The sequence below is a fragment of the Sphingobacterium olei genome (genome assembly GCF_005048855.1).
GTDB classification, from domain to species: domain Bacteria; phylum Bacteroidota; class Bacteroidia; order Sphingobacteriales; family Sphingobacteriaceae; genus Sphingobacterium; species Sphingobacterium olei.
Genome location: NZ_SUME01000001.1, coordinates 1000522 through 1017261, shown reverse-complemented (window position 1 = coordinate 1017261; position 16740 = coordinate 1000522). Strand labels below are relative to the sequence as shown.

13 protein-coding genes are annotated in these 16740 nt (G+C 40.3%); 11 read left to right on the top strand and 2 right to left on the bottom strand.

Features of this window, described 5'->3' with window-relative positions:
• From FAZ15_RS22445 to FAZ15_RS04355, 9 genes are all read left to right on the top strand, one after another.
• A partial coding sequence (locus tag FAZ15_RS22445) for an autotransporter outer membrane beta-barrel domain-containing protein (protein WP_162304871.1) occupies window positions 1-2103 on the top strand: 2103 nt, incomplete at its 5' end.
• Between the two features lie 4 nt (window positions 2104-2107).
• Entirely contained in the window at window positions 2108-2614 is a 507-nt protein-coding gene (locus tag FAZ15_RS04390) for a hypothetical protein (protein WP_136900068.1), read from the top strand.
• A gap of 36 nt (window positions 2615-2650) precedes the next feature.
• On the top strand, window positions 2651-4903 hold the full coding sequence (locus FAZ15_RS04385) for a hypothetical protein (RefSeq protein WP_162304870.1): 2253 nt from the start codon (window positions 2651-2653) through the stop codon (window positions 4901-4903).
• Window positions 4904-4935: 32 nt separating this feature from the next.
• The gene (locus FAZ15_RS04380) at window positions 4936-6495 is read left to right on the top strand and encodes a T9SS type B sorting domain-containing protein (RefSeq protein WP_136900066.1); all 1560 of its coding nucleotides are present in this window, start codon (window positions 4936-4938) and stop codon (window positions 6493-6495) included.
• Between the two features lie 27 nt (window positions 6496-6522).
• On the top strand, window positions 6523-7533 hold the full coding sequence (locus FAZ15_RS04375; RefSeq protein WP_136900065.1) for a PorP/SprF family type IX secretion system membrane protein: 1011 nt from the start codon (window positions 6523-6525) through the stop codon (window positions 7531-7533).
• 27 nt (window positions 7534-7560) lie between these two features.
• Complete coding sequence (locus tag FAZ15_RS04370) at window positions 7561-9498, top strand: OmpA family protein (RefSeq protein ID WP_238387151.1); 1938 nt, start codon at window positions 7561-7563, stop codon at window positions 9496-9498.
• Window positions 9499-9739: 241 nt separating this feature from the next.
• Window positions 9740-11290 (top strand): glutamine-hydrolyzing GMP synthase, encoded by a 1551-nt coding sequence (gene guaA / locus FAZ15_RS04365; RefSeq protein ID WP_136900063.1) that lies wholly within the window; start codon window positions 9740-9742, stop codon window positions 11288-11290.
• Between the two features lie 4 nt (window positions 11291-11294).
• On the top strand, window positions 11295-12551 hold the full coding sequence (locus tag FAZ15_RS04360) for an ABC transporter substrate-binding protein (RefSeq protein WP_136900062.1): 1257 nt from the start codon (window positions 11295-11297) through the stop codon (window positions 12549-12551).
• A gap of 4 nt (window positions 12552-12555) precedes the next feature.
• Window positions 12556-13731 carry an RsmB/NOP family class I SAM-dependent RNA methyltransferase gene (locus FAZ15_RS04355; protein ID WP_136900061.1) on the top strand — a complete coding sequence of 392 codons (1176 nt, stop codon included), beginning with the start codon at window positions 12556-12558 and terminating at the stop codon, window positions 13729-13731.
• Window positions 13732-13744: 13 nt separating this feature from the next.
• On the opposite strand, the gene FAZ15_RS04350 is transcribed toward FAZ15_RS04355, so the two are convergent.
• Window positions 13745-14212: a universal stress protein gene (locus tag FAZ15_RS04350; RefSeq protein WP_136900060.1), complete on the bottom strand. Its 468-nt coding sequence runs from the start codon at window positions 14210-14212 to the stop codon at window positions 13745-13747.
• Between the two features lie 78 nt (window positions 14213-14290).
• Between FAZ15_RS04350 and FAZ15_RS04345 the strand changes: the two genes are divergently transcribed.
• On the top strand, window positions 14291-15046 hold the full coding sequence (locus tag FAZ15_RS04345) for a C40 family peptidase (RefSeq protein ID WP_136900059.1): 756 nt from the start codon (window positions 14291-14293) through the stop codon (window positions 15044-15046).
• Window positions 15047-15114: 68 nt separating this feature from the next.
• Entirely contained in the window at window positions 15115-16131 is a 1017-nt protein-coding gene (locus tag FAZ15_RS04340) for a tetratricopeptide repeat protein (protein ID WP_162304869.1), read from the top strand.
• 7 nt (window positions 16132-16138) lie between these two features.
• On the opposite strand, the gene FAZ15_RS04335 is transcribed toward FAZ15_RS04340, so the two are convergent.
• Window positions 16139-16651: a DUF6702 family protein gene (locus FAZ15_RS04335; RefSeq protein ID WP_136900057.1), complete on the bottom strand. Its 513-nt coding sequence runs from the start codon at window positions 16649-16651 to the stop codon at window positions 16139-16141.
• Window positions 16652-16740: the final 89 nt, after the last annotated feature.

Here is a 16740-nt window from a genome sequence, read left to right as displayed (position 1 = left end):
ATCAACAACTTTGAGGAGATCGTTACCAATACGGAGGTGCTTAACCAATTGATCGAGAATTTAACGAACACGACAGTTGGCGGCAATGTAAGCTATGACGGTGACCAGTTCACCTATATCGATGAGAACAACGTGCAGCAGGTGATCAACTTTGAAGAGATCGTACAGGCCAATGAGACGGTAACGACACTTGTGAACAACAATGACGGTACGTACACCTATACGAACGAGGCCGGTGCTACGGTTACGATCGATGTCCCTGCGGATGTGATCAACAACTTTGAGGAGATCGTTACCAATACGGAGGTTTTAAATCAATTGATCGAGAACCTGACGAACACGACAGTCGGCGGTAACGTAAGCTACGACGGTGACCAGTTCACGTATATCGATGAGAACAACGTACAGCAGGTGATCAACTTTGAAGAGATCGTACAGGCCAATGAGACGGTAACGACACTTGTGAACAACAATGACGGTACGTACACCTATACGAACGAGGCCGGTGCTAGGGTTACGATCGATGTCCCTGCGGATGTGATCAACAACTTTGAGGAGATCGTTACCAATACGGAGGTACTGAACCAGCTTATCGAGAATTTAACGAACACGACAGTTGGCGGTAATGTAAGCTACGACGGTGACCAGTTTACGTATGTTGACGAGAACAACGTTGTCCAGAACATCAGTTTCGAGGAGATCGTACAGGCCAATGAGACGGTAACGACACTTGTGAACAACAATGACGGTACGTACACCTATACGAACGAGGCCGGTGCTACGGTTACGATCGATGTCCCTGCGGATGTGATCAACAACTTTGAGGAGATCGTTACCAATACGGAGGTTTTAAATCAATTGATCGAGAACCTGACGAACACGACAGTCGGCGGTAACGTAAGCTACGACGGTGACCAGTTCACGTATATCGATGAGAACAACGTACAGCAGGTGATCAACTTTGAAGAGATCGTACAGGCCAATGAGACGGTAACGACACTGGTTAACAACAATGACGGTACGTACACCTATACGAACGAGGCCGGTGCTAGGGTTACGATCGATGTCCCTGCGGATGTGATCAACAACTTTGAGGAGATCGTTACCAATACGGAGGTTTTAAATCAATTGATCGAGAACCTGACGAACACGACAGTTGGCGGTAATGTAAGCTACGACGGTGACCAGTTTACGTATGTTGATGAGAACAACGTTGTCCAGAACATCAGTTTCGAGGAGATCGTACAGGCCAATGAGACGGTAACGACACTTGTGAACAACAATGACGGTACGTACACCTATACGAACGAGGCCGGCGCTACGGTTACAATTGATGTCCCTGCGGATGTGATCAACAACTTTGAGGAGATCGTTACCAATACGGAGGTTTTAAATCAATTGATCGAGAACCTGACGAACACAACAGTCGGCGGCAACGTAAGCTACGACGGTGACCAGTTCACCTACATCGATGAGAACAATGTTGTCCAGAACATCACTTTAACAGATAAAACGACAGCAGATAACGGTTTGACAAAAGTTGGAGATCATATCAAACTTGGAGGGGAACTGACTGAGGCAACACTTATAACAACAGACGCGACGAGAACATTGGCGATAGCCGGTTTAGAAGCAGGGAAAATAGAAGATAAACTAGTTGTCAGAGATGCTCAAGGTATATTAAAACAGTTGAAAGCAGCAATGCCGAAATATTTTTATGCGCCATCTGTAATGTTACCAACCCATAATTCAAGTGGTGATATTTTAAGCGGATCTGTTGAAATTAACTTGTATGATAACTACTATAAAAAGCAATTTGGAGTAGAAGGTATTACAGTAGGGCTAGTAGGAACAACAACAACATCTTATAGTGTTAGTGGAGCAACAACCAATTATACCCACGGTCAAGCGAGGAGTAATGCGAATGCAACATTACCCGTACTACCCGTGAATGAACTGGATTATTTTATAACCTATTATGATACAGATGTTTTTGATAATGTTCAGATTTCACCAACCGGTATATTAACATATACCGTTAAGCTAGGAGCTATTGTTAGTGCTAAGACATTTATGAACATTGTATTCGCCGTAAAAGATTAAGATTATGAAAGTATTAAGATATGTTATTATTGTGATTTGCCTATTCTTTGTCGGAGAAATACATGCGCAAGAAGTAAAAGTGTCCTCCATAGAGGATATGATGAAAAGTATAGATGAGCAAAGCCGCAAATCTCTAGATAATCTCCTAAATGGAGCAACATCCAAGTTGATACTGTCAGAAAATAGAGATCCGGTTTTTGTTTGGAGCGAAGAAGGAGCAACCAAGGTTGTAAAAATAGAAGATGAATCAACATTTAGTGTTTTAGAGAACATCAAGTTAGCTCAATCATTGAGTACAGCTGAAGTCCTGGTCTTTAGTTGGGATATTAGGAAGCCTATTTCGTTGTCTAATAATAAATTGTCTCTGTTTAAAAAATTGAAATACATTGTCATTAAAACCCATGATGAGCTTAATGAAACTGTTTTAAAAGAGGCTTTGAAAGATATTCTGCCTTATTTGGAAGTCAATAAAGTTCAGGTGCTGTTTGATGAATTGGAACAGCCGAGTTAAGTTATTAGAAAAATGAATAACAAAAGCGAATTTATAATGAGAAGTTTTCTAAAAGTCGTCTTGATTTTTGTCTTTGGTTTACTATTGGGAGGTGAAACTTTTGCTCAATCAGTCGTCGTTCCATTTACTGCAAGAACTTCTGCTAAAGCTCCCGCTCCTTATCAAGGGAAGACTATTTATAACGTCCAGGGAGATTTTACCATGCTTGGTAATACAAATCTTACGCTTGTTAGCTATAGTAACACTGGATCTAATAATGCAGATATGAAATATGTGGATGTAGATAACGATGCCAGTACTTGGAACTCGTCTTCTGCAACGCTAAAATTAGGAGACGCTGATCCAAGGTGTTCGGAGATTTTGTTTGCGGGATTGTATTGGACGGGGAGAGCGCATGATCTCGATGCTTCTGGAGTTTCAAACAGTCCAAATATATTCTCGGTGACCAAAAATAGTGTCACAAAAGAATTTAATAAGCGAAAAATAAAACTAAAGAAAGCAGGAGGCACGTATCAGCAGATTGAGGCGGGAACGAATGATATCTACTACCCAACTACTACAGGGGGAGCAATGTATTCGGCATATGCAGATGTTACTGATTACGTGCGGGCTAATGGAGTTGGAGAATATACTGTCGCTGATATTGCAGTAAGAGAAGGGGCTGGTGGGGCAACAGGATTTTATGGCGGATGGAGTATGGTTGTCATCTTTAAAAACCCTACAATGAAGTGGAGGGACATTTCTGTGTTTGATGGCCACGGATATATGACTTCAAATGGAGGAACCGTAGAATTGCCAATTTCAGGATTTAGAACTGCACAAAGTGGTGACATTAATGTGAAGCTAGGGGTGACGGCGGGAGAGGGCGATATTGGTGTTACAGGTGACTATTTTGAGATACGTAATGCGGCGAATAATGCTTGGATCCGGCTTAACCATGCTAACAATGCGCCTTCAGGAACCACGCCAAATTTTTTTAATTCATCCATTTTTACCGGAGGAAATGCAAGGAATCCCAATTTTACGAATAATACGGGACTGGATGTGTCTATGTTCGATTTAAATAATACCGACAAGATTTTAATCGGAAATAATGCAACGTCTACTAGGTTTAGATATGGTACGAATGGTGATACCTACATTATTTTCAATATAGTGCTGGCGGTTGATGCTTACGTGCCGCAAATTGTCGTAGAAAATAAACCTACTGATACAAATATATCTAATGGAGGTACCGTAAGTGCGGGAAATATTATTGAATTTACTTCTACTATTAAGAACAGGGGTACGGAAGCTGTAAACAATGGTGTCGTCACTATTCATCTTCCAGCTAATGTGTATTATGAAGGAACGAGTACAGGAGGCTTACCTACCGGAACAACTATAGGTTGGACTGCTCCAGTAGGAGCTCTACCTGGGGCAACTCCACAGACAACTCCAGGAGGAACATTAGCATGGAATGTTGGGACGATCCCGTTATCCACGAATACCGAGACAATATTACATACATTGAAGTATAATGTTCGTGTAACTAATGATTGTATCCTGTTAAATACCGGAGGATTATGTGCGTTGCAAATTAATGTTGATGGTAATTTCACCGGACTGGGTGCTAACTCTAACACACCAGCTAACACAGGGCTAGTGAGCGGTTACAATGCGGATTGTGCTAATACACCCATTTACGGTCCGTTTAAAAGTACAATTGATGTTTCCAGCGTTAGTTGTTCAGAAGAGAATATTACCCAAGAAGGATTTAAACGGTTTGTTGTACTATGTGAAGGAACGGCTATTCCAAGAGTAGAAATTACTACGAAATATCCTCCAGGTACAACGTTTTACAACGGTATTCCAGGAACTCCGGGAGTTTCGGTTGTCTCTGGAGATTTTCAATTGAATATCACAGGTAATACTGCTACGAAATTCTATGCAAGGGTTCTGGGTATGGAAGACGGTTGTTACTTAAAATTGGAAACGTACTTGGACAAAATTATTACACAGCCTACGGTGAAAGATCAAAGGGCTTGTTCGGATTCGCCTATCACAATAAGCGGGATATCTGTATCTGCTGCAGGAGCGGCAGTAGGCAATAAATTGTATTATTTTACCACTTCAACAGGGGGGATAGGTTCAACAACGGCTCCTACACCTATAGGTGAGGGTACATTTATCTATTATGCAGCAGAAGGTAATGACAAGGGATGTTTTGGCACTAGAGTTCCTTTTTCTATGACGATCGTTAGATGTAATGTAATCACTAATCCGATGCTACCAAGTAAAGTCCGATAAGAACAATAAGATGTTATTCAAATCTAAAAAAAATGAATATAAACATAAAGACATTTCTCTTGCTATTTTTTCTAGGGGTAACGGCAAGTGTGTCTGCTCAGAACGGAATAAATTCCTTTGAAACGGACAATGGAGCTGCACAGGTGGACGCAGGCACCTATAAGTTCATTTACTCCGAAAACCTGTATTTGGGGCCTAATGCCGATTGGAAAATTGACGGCAATGTCGAGATTTATGCAAAGAATATCTGGATAGCACCTACCGCAAAAATTAGTGGTACGGGAACCCTTGTACTACACAGTCCGTCACAAAATCCTTTTTACGAGAATTGGGCAGCTTCGCCTACACATATCGATGGTAATGACGGTACATTCATCGATGTACGTATCGTGCTAAACAATCCTGAAGGGCTCCGCTTGTCAGATATAGCGAATCCAGGATTTGACGGGTTAAGTTTACCAACAGACGAGAAAGCAGCCGCATTCAAGTTGGGTAAAGCACTCGATTTACGCGTAGACGGTGCCAATATATTCCTTAATAGTCATGATCTGGAACTGGCAACCAACGGCGAATTGCTGAATTACAGCCGCAACCGTATGGTCGTTACGGAGAATAGGCTTAGCGGACACATGATCAAGAATTATATAGGAGTAGCGCAGTTTGTTTTTCCTGTCGGTATTGAGAAACAGGATTATACGCCTGCAACACTTATTCCTTCCGTAGCAGTATCTAAGTTGTATGTTACCGTGACGGATTATACGGCCTCGGGATTGGTATTTGAAGATGAAACAATTGGTATGGACCGGGTATGGAATATCTATGGGGATCGTGATATGCAGGTAGATTATACACTTACGCATAATATGGTGACAAATGGTATGGTCTATGTCGATGCCGAGGCACAGATTGTGCAGAATGCCGATGGTGGCAATTGGATAGGTGATGTGACGGTATTTGATGGCGAAGGTGTACACACGCGTGGAGATATTGAGACCCGAACCGGGAATACGCTAGCGGGAACCTGGTTTACCAAATTTGCGGACCGGAAAATAGGACCGACAGCACGCGATGACAACGGTACTATGGAATATGGTGATAATATAACTATCAACATACTCGAGAACGATGAAGCAGGTAGCAGTCCGATCATTACTGGATCAGTCACCGTTGTGAGAGAGCCAGTAAATGGCAGGGTGGAAGTACATACAGATGGAAGTATAACCTATATCCCTCATCCGGATTTTGTCGGTACAGATACTTTTGAGTACGAGATTACAGATGAAAATGGGCTTAAAAGCAAAGCGGTAGTGACGATAGATGTTTTGCCTCGTGAATTATTCATTCCGAATGTGATCACACCTAACGGTGATGGTAAGAACGATCAATTTGTTATCGTCGGTAGAGAAGGTTACGATAGGATAGAATTAATAATTGTCAACCGATGGGGAAATGAAGTATATCGAAATGATGATTACAAAGATGAATGGGAAGGCCGTGGACTGAATGAAGGAACTTATTTTCCGATTATCCGTGCGATCAAAGGAAATCAGGAACGTGTATTTAAAGGACATGTATTGATTAAGAGAAATTAATAGATTCAGCTTCTTAGAAAGATAAAGATGAAAAAAGGTATAAGATATTTAGGGGTAGGTTTGACGTTGTTGTTGGGGGGAGACGCTTTTGCCCAGCAGAGTATCCAATTCACTCAGTACATATTTAATTCGATCAGTGTTAATCCCGCGTATACGGGTTACAAGGAAGAATGGTTTGCTCAGATGGGCCTACGAAGTCAGTGGACAGGCTGGAATGGCGCTCCGAAGACAGGTTCGATATCTATCGATGGTGTATTGGATCCGCTATCGAAGCGACATGGGGTGGGTTTACAGATTACAGCAGATCAACTTGGGGCCCAATCAGCAACTTCGGTGTATGCTAACTATGCCATTCGTTTACAATTGGATGCCGACGATACACAACGTCTTAGTTTGGGTGTAGCAGCAGGTCTGACCCAATACGGATTGGATGGAAATAAGCTGGAAATGGTAGATGCCGGAGACCAGACACTTCCCGCGGGGAAGATTTCCACTTGGAACCCGGACATACGTTTAGGACTTTACTATTATAACCCCAGATGGTATGCAGGGGTGGCGGTACAGGATTTATTTTCGGGATCTAATAGCAATGATGATTTTCGCTTTAACGAAAACCTGCTTGAAAGCCTTTATCGTAATACCAACGTATATATTATTGCTGGGGCATTATTCGAACTGGAGGAAGGGCTTCACCTACGTCCAAGTATGCTGATCAAGGATGATTTCAAGGGGCCTACGTCTCTCGATGCAAATGCAATGTTTATTTTCAATAGTAAATTTTGGATAGGTGCTGGATACCGTACACGCACACGTGTATTTAATAGGGAATATTATGATAATTCACCGAACAAACTGTCATCATTGAATTCGATCAACGCAATCGCACAATTCTATGCTACGGACAGACTACGGATCGGTTATTCATATGACGTGATGATAAACCGCATGAGTGGACTTCAGGCTGGAACGCATGAAATTACCTTAGGACTTACCTTTGGACAGTTTCAACGTCAGATACTTAGTCCGCGTTTTTTTTAACAATAAACAATATCATATAAGATGAATATGAGATTAATATATGTATTAGTAGGCGTATTACTGGGCGGTTTTTTAAGCATACAAGGCCATGCCCAGGAACAGCCCAACCTGAGAATGCGCGCTGATCAGCTTTTTGAGAGAATGGAATATGCCAGAGCTGTAGATCTGTACGTCAGATTGGCGGATAGTAAAAAACCGCGCGTGGGAGATGTGGAGCGGGCAGCTTCTAGTTACTTGTTTCTCAATCAGTATGAACTTGCGGAGAACTGGTACGCACGAGCTGTTGGCATGGAAGGACATGCCGCGGAAAGTCAAAGGAACTATGCCGAGGCCTTAAAACATAACGGTAAGTACACAGATGCAAAGAAGCAATTGGAAGCCTATGTGGAAAAACATGGGATTGACGAAATAATCCGTTTGTCGATCGAAGGCTGTGATTCGTCTATAGTATGGATGGCAAATCCGTTACCCTATCTGTTAAAAAACGAACGGAACATAAATACAGATCTTTCGGAATTTGGGGTATTCCCGACGAGTAACGGCGTACTGTATGCCGGCGAACCTAAAGTGTCGGCTGGAAAGCGTAGTGGCATGACGGGAGAAGCCTATCTAAAAGTGTTTTCAGCGAGTCGCAAAACGGAAGAGTTGACGCTATCGAGTATGATGCCCGATAATTTTAATAGTACGGCATACCACGTTGGCCCTGTAGCGAGCAACAAAGCAGAAGATGTACTTTATGTGACCCGTACACACCCTAATACAGAAGTAGAAAAATATAAAAAGAATGGTACAAAGTTTAAGAGATACAATCTGGAGCTAAAAATATACCGAAAGAACGGAGACAGCTGGATAGAAGAAGATTTTGCATATAACAAAGTCAATACCTATTCGGTAGGGCATGCAGCTTTGAGTGATGATGAGCAAACCTTGTACTTTGCTTCGGATATGCCGGGAGGCCGCGGAGGTGTCGACGTTTGGTTTTGCGAACTTCGACCCGATGGAAGCTGGGGTATCCCGATTAATGCGGGTGAGGAAATCAACTCAGCGGGAGATGAAATGTTTCCGACGATCTTCGGCAATAGGTTATATTATTCTAGCGACGGTTTCGCGGGGATGGGTGGACTGGATATTTACGTGGCAGAAGGCTGTAAATCTAGTTTTAGCAAACGAAAGAATTTACGATATCCAGTCAATTCCGCAGCAGACGATTTTTCGTTTGTGATATTGGGGGAACATCAAGATGGATACCAAGGCTTTATTTCCTCTAATAGAATCGGTGGGATTGGAAGTGATGACATTTATTCGTTCAGCTTTAAGAAACCAAAAGTGACGATTATCTTGGAAGGGATAACCGTCAATAAGAAAACCAATGAGTTGATTTCTGAAGCTAGTCTTACCTTGTTTGACGGGGACCGCCGGATCGTAGCCAAAAGATTGGGCGACAACAATGCAGCTTTCCGTTTTGAACTAGATAAAAATACAGAATATAAAGTCTTGGCAGAAAAATCTGGATTTCATGCTGACTCCGTTAATATAATAGGAGTTCATCCAACGAAAGATACCACTATACGCGTGACACTGCGCTTAGAGCCTGTTTTTACCGTAGGGGATAAATTTGTGCTAGAAAACATCTATTACGATTTTGATAAACACGATATCCGTAAAGATGCTGCTGTTGTATTAGATCAATTGGTACGCACTATGCGAGACAATCCCACACTGAAGATTGAGCTGTCAAGTCACACGGATAGTCGAGGTACCCACAGTTATAACGATAAGTTGTCGCAACGAAGAGCTAGTTCGGCAGTAGACTACTTAGTGAGTAGAGGTATTGACAGATCCCGTCTGGTAGCGAAAGGTTACGGGGAACGACGTTTAGTAAATAGGTGTAGTGATGGGGTGAAATGTTCTATAGAAGAGCATCAAGCGAATAGAAGGACTGAAGTGGAGGTCTTGGCATATTAGATAGTTTTAGGAGAAAACTAATATTCAGTTAATAAAGGTTTACAATCTCCCCGATTGTTGTTTTTCATAATATAAAGTAGATTAGGTGCTGCCTCCAATGCAGCACCTTTTTTTATGTGAGAATTTTTTTTATTGTATAGCGTTTATCAGTTTTAAAATCTAATATAGAAAATTAAGAATTTTTAATTTGGATATGAAATTAGCGCTATAGAATTACGTCGCTAAATTGTAACTTTGCGGCATGTCTGAAAAAATAATTATTCTTGATTTCGGTTCTCAGTATACACAACTAATCGCGCGTCGTGTCCGGGAACTAAATGTATATTGTGAAATTCATCCATTTAATAATCTTCCTGAATTTGATAATAATGTGAAGGGTGTTATATTTTCCGGAAGCCCGTATTCAGTTAGGCAGGAAGATGCGCCTCAGATTGATTTCAAAATTATTCAAGATCGTTTTCCGTTATTAGGTGTTTGCTATGGAGCACAATATTTAGCTCAGAAATCTGGTGGAGAAGTATTGCCTTCAGAAATCCGTGAATATGGCCGTGCGAATTTGCAGTTCGTCAATCAAGAGAATGATTTATTAAAGGGCGTTCCAATACAATCTCAGGTATGGATGTCACACGGTGATACGATTAAAGATGTTCCTTCGAACTTCAATATTATCGCCAGTACAGACAAGGTACGTGTGGCAGCATATCACATTGAGGGCACAAACACATACGGTATTCAATTTCATCCTGAAGTGACACATAGTACAGATGGGCAGATGTTGATCAAGAATTTTGTCGTTGATATCTGTGGCTGTTCTCAGGATTGGACTTCAGAGTCTTTTGTGGAAACTACTGTTGCTGAATTAAAACAGCAATTGGGCACGGATCATGTGATTATGGCGTTATCCGGAGGAGTAGATTCTACTGTTGCCGCTGTATTATTACACCATGCGATTGGCGAGAGACTGCATTGTTTTTTTGTAGATCACGGTTTACTTCGGAAAGGAGAATACGAACAGGTATTAGACTCGTACAAGAACATGGGACTGAATATCAAAGGTGTAAATGCCAAAGAGTTGTTCTTCTCCCGTTTAGCAGGAATATCTGAACCTGAACAAAAAAGAAAAATTATAGGATCTTCTTTTATAGATGTTTTTGACGAGGCATCAAAGGAAATACAAAAAGAACTTCCTGAGGGAGCAGAGGCGAAATGGTTGGGACAAGGTACGATCTATCCGGATATTATCGAGTCTATTTCGGTCAAAGGCCCTTCAGCAACTATCAAATCGCATCACAATGTAGGAGGATTGCCTGATTATATGAAATTGAAGGTGGTAGAACCGTTGAAAACTTTATTTAAAGATGAAGTTCGCCGTGTTGGAAAGACATTAGAGATAGATTCTACTATTTTAGGAAGACATCCTTTCCCAGGTCCGGGTTTAGCAATTCGAGTATTAGGTGATATCACAGAAGAAAAGGTACGAATTTTGCAGGAAGCTGATGATATTTATATCCGTAACTTAAAGGAGTCGGGTTGGTATGATAAGGTTTGGCAAGCAGGAACGATTTTCTTGCCTGTACAATCAGTAGGTGTGATGGGGGATGAACGTACATACGAACACGTTGTTGCATTACGTGCGGTGGGTTCACTGGATGGGATGACCGCTGACTGGATTCACTTACCTTATGATTTACTAGCTAAGATTTCGAATGAAATAATTAATCATGTTAAAGGAATCAACAGAGTTGTATATGACATCAGTTCAAAACCACCGGCAACTATTGAATGGGAGTAAAAATTTGAAAAATTTTGTCTTTTTAGTTGTTATTGCCTCCATACTGTTTGCATCTTCATGTGCCCCTAAACGCGGTGTATTGCGTTCACCTGACTATAAGGGAAATGTAGGCAGCAATGATGCCAAGATACCGAAAGAAATAGATGATGAAGAAACAGCAAAAGACAATACTGCGGAGGTAGGGAAAAGAAGCGCGAAGTACATTGGTAGGAACATTTCACTAGTATTACCTTTTCAATTGCATCAGATTTCGGGTGAGTCATTAATGGATGCCGATATAAAACGGTCAGCTTTAGCGCTTGACTTTTATCAGGGTTTTCAACTCGGATTAGATGAATTAGCAGGCAAGGGGTCGAATTTTTACGTAAACGTACTGGATTCAAAAGATGATGATTTCCAGAATGCGACATTAGCACAATCTGAGGACGTAAGAGAAGCATCTCTAATTGTGGGACCAGTATATCCTAAAGAAATCAAAACTTTTGGTGCTAACTTGGTTAACAAAGAGATCTTACAGATCAACCCATTAGCCGCTACGATGCCTACGGAGTTTAATTTGCCAAACTTAGTCTCATTAACCCCCCCAATTCGCTCACATATCAATGCAATAGCATTGGAGGTCGCACGACAATATACACCCGGAGATATAGTTATTATATATAATACTTCAGATGCAGATGGCAAACAGTTCTTAAATGGTATGTTGTCGGCGATAAAACAGGCTAAACCTGCGGCGGAGATTCATTCTGTATCTTCTACGGCACAGATGAATGAGAAGCTTTCAGCGACTGGTGCCAATTTAATTGTAACAGGTACTACTGATAAATTTCAGATAAAAACATTATTGGGGAATTTAGATCTAAAAGTGAAAGAGGGTTACTATTCCTTTAAACTTTTTGGTCATCCACTTTGGTCTCGTTACGACTTTGACGTATATCCTAGTTTTTCAACTTATATGCCGACGATCACTTCTGAGAGTCATTTAAGGAACTGGTCGACAAAAGCTAAGGCCTTCAGGGAAGCTTATTATGCCCAATTTGGTGTCAACCCTTCAGATAATTCATACAAAGGATATGATGCAGCGATTTATTTCGGGGGATTAATTGATAAATATAATAAAAACCTTCAAGATCATTTGATTAAGGAGCCATTTAGCGGTTTATATAGTGCGTATAAATTTAAGCACAATGATACTTGGGGATTTTCGAATGATGCTGTCTCTATTCAGGTATATACAGGCAACTCATTTGACCTTCGTTAGGACTATGGAAGTTAACGAAAGACGCCTAGGTCAGCAGGTTCGCAATTTTGAAAAAGCATTAAACGGTTTCTCTAACACCGAACCATTCGCTCGATATCTAACAAGATTTTTTAAAGAGAACAAACAAATGGGGTCATCTGACAGAAGGATGACTTCCCGTTTTTGCTATAATTATTTCCGTATAGGGAAGGCCAAAGCTGATTTACCCACTATTGAACGCTTAGCGTTGGCAGAATATCTCTGTGAAACACATTCGGAGTTAGTGGCATTTGTATATCCAGATATATTTGCTACGATGGGATCTTTGCTTGCTGATAAAATTAAGGTGCTGTTCGAAAAGTTTAATTTTCAACTGCGTGATGTTTTTCCATTTTCGGAACATATAACTGACGAAATTGAAAAAGATGCTTTTATCTCGAGTTTTTTTACGCAACCTAATTTGTTTATCCGTATCAAACGTGGTTTTGAGAAGGAAGTGAAATCCGAATTAGAGAAAGCAGATTTTGTATTCGATGAAATTGAATCACAGACCTTTGCGCTATCGAATGGAACAAAACTACAGCAACTTGTTAGATTGGAAGGTAAATACGAGGTTCAGGATTTATCATCTCAAAAAACAATACGATTTATAGAAGCTTTGCCTAATCAAAGTTGGTGGGACGCCTGTGCTGCTTCGGGAGGAAAGGCCTTACTGTTTTTAGACAAGTATCCCAAAACACATGTACTGGTCTCGGATGTTCGATTGTCTATTCTAAGGAACCTTGATGAACGCTTTCAGAAAGCTAATATTCGGCAGGATTATCGTAAAAAAGTAATAGATCTTACTAAAGATACTACATCCATATTGGGTAATGAACTATTTGACGGTATTATACTCGATGCTCCATGTACGGGTTCAGGAACCTGGGGGAGAACTCCAGAGATGATTCAACAGTTTTCAGTCAATCAATTAGCGGAATTTTCGGATTTACAACGAAACATTGCAAAGCATGTAGTTCGCCATCTGAAACCCGATGGCGCATTGACCTATATAACGTGTTCCGTTTTCAAAGAAGAAAATGAAAATGCAGTAGATTATATGGTGAAGGAATTGGGGCTGAAATTAGATCGTTTCGAAGTTATCAAGGGATACGAAGATAAAGCAGACAGCATGTTTGCTGCCCGTCTGATTAAAGAATAGAATTACTATTCTACTATTCACATTTACCCGGAATCACCAACACAGGACATTCTGCTTTTCGAATAACAGATTCAGACACACTTCCTGATATAAAGTGATCGAATCCTGTTCGTCCATTAGAACCCAATATGATGAGCTTTGCCTCCCATTCTTGGGCAGCAAGGAGTATTTCTTCTCTTACTGATCCAATTCGGGTAAAGACAAAGACTTCCGAAGCAGATGAAAAATCTAGGGCTAGGTTATTGAGGTAGTCCTGAGCAGATTTTTGTTGCAGCTCGGATACTTCTGGCACGACTATAGGTTGTTGCCCCAATAATGGATCAGCTCCATAACTTGCCGGGGAAGTTGGTGGTATAACAGTAATAAGTGCTATAGAAGAATTAAATTCTTCTACTATATCCTTGGCATATTCTATTGCCTTTAGCGAACATGGTGTATCGTCCACCGCTAATAATATTCTTTGGAATCTCAGCTTAGCCATAATTTTTACCGTTTTTAGAATTATATTCGTATATAGAACATTATTTGTTATAGTTTTGTTTTAACTATAATATTCATTATGTGTGTAGCCAGCTGTAATTTAAGTATCGTCCCCCTTCGAGCGGAACCCTCACATCGTAGTGAAATGGTCACACAGATTCTATTTGGAGAAGAGTTTGAAGTTTTAGAAGAGGGAAAAGACTTTGATCGTATTCGGTTATTTGCCGTTAATTATGAAGGATGGATTCAAAACAGTCAATATTCATTTATTGGACAAAGCACCAATAATAAAAGCGATATCGTGGATTTGGAAGGTGCAATTGCTAAAATTGGCGGTAAATCTATCCATTTAATACACGGAACCGCTGTATCTAATGAGGAGTTAGCAATAGGGAAAGAGTCGTATCTTATTGAAGGGAAAACCCGTAATCCTACGTTGACGGATTTTGAAAATGAATTTCCGAAATTAATTGCACATTATTTAGACAGTCCATATATGTGGGGAGGAAGATCAAGCGCAGGCATTGATTGTTCTGGCTTTAGTCAAGTCATCTATAAACATTTTGGAGTATTTCTGAAAAGAGATGCTTGGCAGCAAGCGGAAGATGGCACCATAGTCGATTTTTTAACGGAAATAAAAGCGGGGGATTTGGCTTTCTTTGATAATGAGGAAGGAAGAATTATCCATGTTGGTGTAATGATAGACAATGAGACAATCATTCATGCAGCAGGGAAGGTTCGGATAGATAAAATGGATAGCCTAGGTATATTTAATGCTGATGTGAATCGATATTCTCATAAACTTCGTATCGTAAAACGGTATTTTGGTGATTAGTAATTAGAGGTTAGTGATTAGTTACCAGTCACCAGTCACAGATTACCAGTCACCATTAAATGATTATCATGAAATTAAATCAGAATTTATTTTATAAGTTACCCAGTAGTGGATATTTTCCGTATTCTTCCGCACTCGGATCAGCAATATCGGGCGTTAATCCCCATAGTGAAGGAGAGGCATTAGCAATTAAAGGTTTGGTCGCCTGGCAAAATCAAAAATATGATGTTGCACTAGCTATATATGCACATGCTATCTCTTTATTTAATGAACTTCCGTTTTTCTATGTCTGCCGATCTTTAGTTAACACCGTGCTTGGAGATGACGAAGGAGCATTTTATGATTATCAGGTCGCAAAGCGGTTGGACTTTAACTATCATAATTATTTAGAGTGGAGAGAAAACGAAGGTGAGATGCTTGAAGGAGAAGAGCTGTTTGAGTTAGATACGGAAATTAAAAGAAATCCAGCACAACTTCAGCCATACATCAACCGGGCCTTGTTGTTGGTACAACATTTTAAGTATGGTGAGGCTATTGTTGACTATACGACAGCTATTTCGTTGGAACCAAATAATGTGGATTTATATATAGCTAGAGGTGCAGTTTATCTTCGGATGTTACGTTATGATTTTGCGCTGCAGGATTTTAACAGTGCGATAGCATTAGAGAAGGCATCTGCTACAGCTCATCTGTATCGGGGGAAATTATTTGTGGCAATACGTGAGTATGAACCTGCGTTAACCGACTTCGAGCGTGCCCTTCATATCGATTCTTCAAATGTAGCGGTATATGAAGAACGTGCCCAGTTTTATGAATCTCAAAATAATTTAGAAGCTGCTCTTGCAGACTATTCTACATTAACAGAACTCATTCCCGATGATTTTTACATTTATACATTGCGGGCGGATGTATTTGAACGTAATTATAATCTAAATGAAGCTTTGGCTGATTATAATAAAGCTATAACAATTAACCCCTATTATTCAGACCTATATCAATATAGAGGAGCCTTAAAAGAGCGGTTGGGGGATACGGCTGGAGCGAGGTTGGATTTTGAAAAATTTGAAGAATTAGAGGGAGAGTAGTAAAGTATTAGAATTCCATTTTGACAAAACTTTTTGGATTGTCGATTTTCGTACTTTGGCGTAGTCCGTCTACCGTTACATGAAAGATATGGGATTGGTTTTTGAAGTTGCTATAGAGCATCCGGTTCGATATTTCCAATTTTTTCAGGGGTTGAAGTTGAGGGATTTCGAAATAGCACCAAGCCACTTCATCTTCTATTTCGTAGCCGATGTATTTTAATCCCTGTGCCATGCCATTGGCAGAAACCTTTAAATATTTCTTGGAGTAAGCTGCTATTGCGGAATCTATACTTTCCTTACGTTGTGGCTTGAGGATATTCAAGTTCGTATTACCGTCATGATTTAAAGCCATTTCCAAATCATCATAGAATATTCGAGTGGAGATTTCAATGGTCTTTTTAGACGAGGAGTATGCGATGTCGACAATGGAAACATAAAAAGGATGCGCATAGGCAAATAAGCAAATTCCTAATAAGATTAAGGACAAGTATATCTTTATTTGATTTCGTAATATCTTCATTAGCTGTTCTTCAAAAATACAATTAATTCATTCTATTACGTATTAATAATGTTGTTACAATTTCTTCTGCCAAACTAACGTAAAAAATT

What these genes read in the sequence shown, in the direction of transcription:
- FAZ15_RS04390 (WP_136900068.1), top strand. Translation starts at nt 2,108, where the DNA reads ATGAAAGTATTAAGATATGTTATTATTGTGATTTGCCTATTCTTTGTC.
- FAZ15_RS04385 (WP_162304870.1), top strand. Translation starts at nt 2,651, where the DNA reads ATGAGAAGTTTTCTAAAAGTCGTCTTGATTTTTGTCTTTGGTTTACTA.
- FAZ15_RS04380 (WP_136900066.1), top strand. Translation starts at nt 4,936, where the DNA reads ATGAATATAAACATAAAGACATTTCTCTTGCTATTTTTTCTAGGGGTA.
- FAZ15_RS04375 (WP_136900065.1), top strand. Translation starts at nt 6,523, where the DNA reads ATGAAAAAAGGTATAAGATATTTAGGGGTAGGTTTGACGTTGTTGTTG.
- FAZ15_RS04370 (WP_238387151.1), top strand. Translation starts at nt 7,561, where the DNA reads ATGAGATTAATATATGTATTAGTAGGCGTATTACTGGGCGGTTTTTTA.
- guaA (WP_136900063.1), top strand. Translation starts at nt 9,740, where the DNA reads ATGTCTGAAAAAATAATTATTCTTGATTTCGGTTCTCAGTATACACAA.
- FAZ15_RS04355 (WP_136900061.1), top strand. Translation starts at nt 12,556, where the DNA reads ATGGAAGTTAACGAAAGACGCCTAGGTCAGCAGGTTCGCAATTTTGAA.
- FAZ15_RS04350 (WP_136900060.1), bottom strand. Translation starts at nt 14,212, where the DNA reads ATGGCTAAGCTGAGATTCCAAAGAATATTATTAGCGGTGGACGATACA.
- FAZ15_RS04345 (WP_136900059.1), top strand. Translation starts at nt 14,291, where the DNA reads ATGTGTGTAGCCAGCTGTAATTTAAGTATCGTCCCCCTTCGAGCGGAA.
- FAZ15_RS04340 (WP_162304869.1), top strand. Translation starts at nt 15,115, where the DNA reads ATGAAATTAAATCAGAATTTATTTTATAAGTTACCCAGTAGTGGATAT.
- FAZ15_RS04335 (WP_136900057.1), bottom strand. Translation starts at nt 16,651, where the DNA reads ATGAAGATATTACGAAATCAAATAAAGATATACTTGTCCTTAATCTTA.